Below are 3,328 nucleotides of genomic sequence, written 5' to 3' on the forward strand. Positions count from 1 at the left end.
AAGGATGATACATCGTTGACCAAGCTCATTTCGCCCTCCGTGGCTGCAGACTTGCCGCGTAACCTCCGACCACCCCTTGATGTGGGGAACTCAATCAGGAAACGACCCAACGAGTCAATTCGTGTGACCTCGCCAAAATCCCATCTGGGCCTTCAAGCGGCGTCCCCGTCCCTCGGAGCGGCCATCGCAGGAACCCCCGTCGAGGTGCGGCCCCGAAGAGCTTGCCAGCGCCCCGAACCACCGGCTAGCAGCCCGCTGCCAGTACCCTGCCGCGAACCGCGAACGCTTGCTCAGAATCGGCTAAATTCTTTCCACCATTAGGCAACTTGGGAGCGTTGGTCACAGACTGGACTTGGGGCGCAGACTGAGCGCACATGGACCCAGACGGAGGTCTCCATGTTGGGAGCCAATTCATCATCGGCTTAAATTGCAGCGGATGAGGTTTTGGCGAGGCAGGGGCATGGAATGAGCCGAAAACCGCTCGTGATCTATCACGCGCACTGTATTGATGGCCTGACGGCCGCCTGGGTTGCCCGGCGCTCGCTGCACGACGCGGACCTGCATCCGGCCTCCCACGGCTCCTCGCCCCCAGACATGACGGGGCGGGATGTCTATATGTTGGACTTCGCGTACCCCCGTCCGGTCATGGAAGTCATTGCCCGGCAGGTGCAGACGCTCGTCCTTCTGGATCATCACAAGACCGCCGCAACGGACTTGGCCGGCCTCGGCGCGAGCGCCACCACCATCCGCCTCGAATTCGACATGCAGCGTTCCGGTGCGCGCCTCGCCTGGGACTGGTTTCACCCGGACGAGCGAGAAGACGCGCCGTGGCTCGTCCGGTATGTCGAGGACCGTGACCTGTGGCGCTTCGCCCTCCCGTACAGTCGGCAGGTGACGACGGGCATCGATGCGTACGAACACACGTTGGAGAGTTGGGACGCGCTGGCGGAACGCGATCTCGAGGAGGTGGCCCGCGAAGGGCGCGTGATCGAGACCTACCGCCGGCGCTGCATTGAGGCGGCGTGCACGTTGGCCCTGCCGATGGTGATTGCCGGCTATCCGGTGCGCGCCGCGAACTGCTCAGAGAGGCGCTTCGCGTCCGATACGGCGATGGCGCTGGCGGACGGGTTCCCGTTCGAGGCGACGTACTGGATCAGCGCCAACGGCGCCGTGCGCTTTTCGGTGCGGTCGCCAGCCGAGGGACTGGACGTGTCGGAGATCGCCAAGACCTTCGGTGGCGGTGGACACGAGCACGCGGCGGGCTTTGAAGTGTCCCTGGAAGAATTGGCTCAGATGATCCGCGCGGGTGCGGCCGCCGGTCCACATTCGGCGTAACCGTGAAGTGCTGATGCTCTGCGCCAGTGCGCCGTGCGGATTTTGTCGTTGGCCGTGCTGCTGGCCCTCAGCCGCGCGCCGGCACGATCCCGTACTCGATCATGCTGCGCCCGGTGTCGAGGATCGTCTGCTCCACCGGACGCATGGACCAGCCGAGCTCGCGCTTCGCCTTCTCGCAGCTCACCCGTTCTTCTCGGCCGACATACTCGAGCGCCAAGCGGATCGTCTTGTCGAACCGGGCGATGACCCACATCAGCCAGTAGGGGAGCCGTCCGGTCGGCACCCGGTAGCCCTTGGGGTTGAACTCGGCGGCGAGCACCTTGGCCATGTCCTCGATCCACATGTGGTCACCGGCGCAGATATAGCGGTTGCCGGGCGCGCGGGGACTCTCCATCGCCAGGCGGTGGGCGATCGCGATGTCGCGCACGTCGACGGGAGCGAAGCCGATGCGCGGGCACGCGGGCATCTCGCGCGCCAGCAGCTTGCGTACGACCTCGCCCGACGTTCCGGGATCGGCGTTCAGGACCGGCCCGAGCACGAATCCCGGATTGATGACGGCCAGCTCGAAGCGCTGGCTCGCCGGCAGTCCTTCGACGAAGTCCCACGCGGCACGCTCCGCCAGGGCCTTGCTCTTCTGGTACGCCTCGCAGCGGTCGACATTCGACCAGTCCGCCTCGGTGCGCACCCTGTGGTCGTGCGCGTCATGACCGAACGCGATGGCCGCAACCGACGAGGTGAGCACGACCCGCTTCACGGTGCCGCTCGCGGCGCACGCGCTGAGCACCCGCTTGGTCCCGTCGACCGCAGGGCGGATCAGGTCCATCTCGTCCTTCGGCACCTCGGCGGGGAACGGCGAGGCGACGTGCCAGACGTAGGTACAGCCGGCCACCGCTTCCCGCCACCCGCGATCGCTACCGAGGTCGGCCTCCACCAGATCGAGCGTGCCGCCCGTGCGATCAGCAATGGCGCGCAGGTAGGCGCATTTCTCACGCGCCTGAAGGCTACGCACCGTACCGCGCACCGCGTACCCGTGTTCGAGCAGCTCGCGCACGCAGTGGCCGGCTATGAATCCGGACGCTCCCGTGACCAGGACAAGCGTGTTCTTGGATGCAGCTGTCATTATTGTACCCCGTTGCCGGCCCAGGTTGACAGCGCACCGAGCGCTCTGCAAGTTCCCTCGGGTTCGGGACGTGAAAGGACCAGACCATGAAGCGGAATACCGCTCGACTCGCCGCGGCGTTACTGACGGCGTCGACCTTCGCCGCGCGCAAGCACCGCGACCAGTGGCGCAAGGATGCGGAAGCGTCGCCCTATATCAACCATCCGATCGAGGTCGCCGAGATCCTCGCGCGCATCGCCGGCGTCGACGATGTCACGGTGCTGCAGGCGGCGCTCTTGCACGACACGGTGGAGGATACGCAGACGTCACCTGAGGAACTCGAACGCGAGTTCGGGTCCGCTGTCCGCAAGCTGGTCGAGGAAGTGACCGACGACAAAACTCTCCCGAAGCCGGAGCGCAAACGGCTGCAGATCGAGCACGCCCCACACCTGTCTCCGCGTGCGAAACTACTCAATCTTGCCGACAAGATCTGCAACGTGCGTGACGTGACGCATTCGCCGCCGAAGGACTGGGATGAACGGCGGCGTGTAGAGTACTTTGATTGGGCGGCAAAAGTCATGGCTGGCTACCGGCGTACTAATCGGGCGCTTGAGCGCCACTTCGATGCCCTGCTGCGCGAGGCGCAGCGTCTCATGAATCCGCTCGGCGTTTCGGCAAAGCGCAAACCAGCCTGAGCGCTGCTCGTTCTCTCACTTTCGCAGATGCGCGTCTCGTTCCTGACGCAGGTAGAGGCCAACTGTCACCATCGATGGCGTCGGGGCCAGGCCTTGGTCCTTGGTTCTAGGTGTGGCAGTCTTGTTCATAATGGCGTGTCCCTTTCTTTGTTTGGGCAACCCCGTCCCTGTCGAGATGGAAAAGGAACCATCACTTTTT

4 protein-coding genes are annotated in these 3,328 nt (G+C 64.7%); 2 read left to right on the forward strand and 2 right to left on the reverse strand.

Annotation, left to right across the window (positions count from 1 at the left end):
- Positions 1-465: 465 nt before the first annotated feature.
- Entirely contained in the window at positions 466-1,335 is an 870-nt protein-coding gene (locus VF515_13715) for a DHHA1 domain-containing protein (GenBank protein HEX7408693.1), read from the forward strand.
- 67 nt (positions 1,336-1,402) lie between these two features.
- Here VF515_13715 and VF515_13720 read toward each other — a convergent pair whose 3' ends face one another.
- A complete protein-coding gene (locus VF515_13720) occupies positions 1,403-2,455 on the reverse strand; it encodes an aldehyde reductase (GenBank protein ID HEX7408694.1) in 1,053 nt (350 codons plus the stop codon).
- 86 nt (positions 2,456-2,541) lie between these two features.
- Between VF515_13720 and VF515_13725 the strand changes: the two genes are divergently transcribed.
- Positions 2,542-3,129, forward strand: a complete 588-nt coding sequence (locus tag VF515_13725; GenBank protein HEX7408695.1) for an HD domain-containing protein — start codon at positions 2,542-2,544, stop codon at positions 3,127-3,129.
- A 15-nt stretch (positions 3,130-3,144) separates the two neighbouring features.
- On the opposite strand, the gene VF515_13730 is transcribed toward VF515_13725, so the two are convergent.
- A partial coding sequence (locus VF515_13730) for a hypothetical protein (GenBank protein ID HEX7408696.1) occupies positions 3,145-3,328 on the reverse strand: 184 nt, incomplete at its 5' end.

It is taken from the genome of Candidatus Binatia bacterium, from assembly GCA_036382395.1.
In the GTDB taxonomy this organism is placed as follows: Bacteria; Desulfobacterota; Binatia; order HRBIN30; family HRBIN30; genus JAGDMS01.

Bases quoted from the DNA above. Each gene is read 5' to 3' on its own strand.
- VF515_13720 (HEX7408694.1), bottom strand. From the start codon at position 2,455: ATGACAGCTGCATCCAAGAACACGCTTGTCCTGGTCACGGGAGCGTCC.
- VF515_13715 (HEX7408693.1), top strand. From the start codon at position 466: ATGAGCCGAAAACCGCTCGTGATCTATCACGCGCACTGTATTGATGGC.
- VF515_13725 (HEX7408695.1), top strand. From the start codon at position 2,542: ATGAAGCGGAATACCGCTCGACTCGCCGCGGCGTTACTGACGGCGTCG.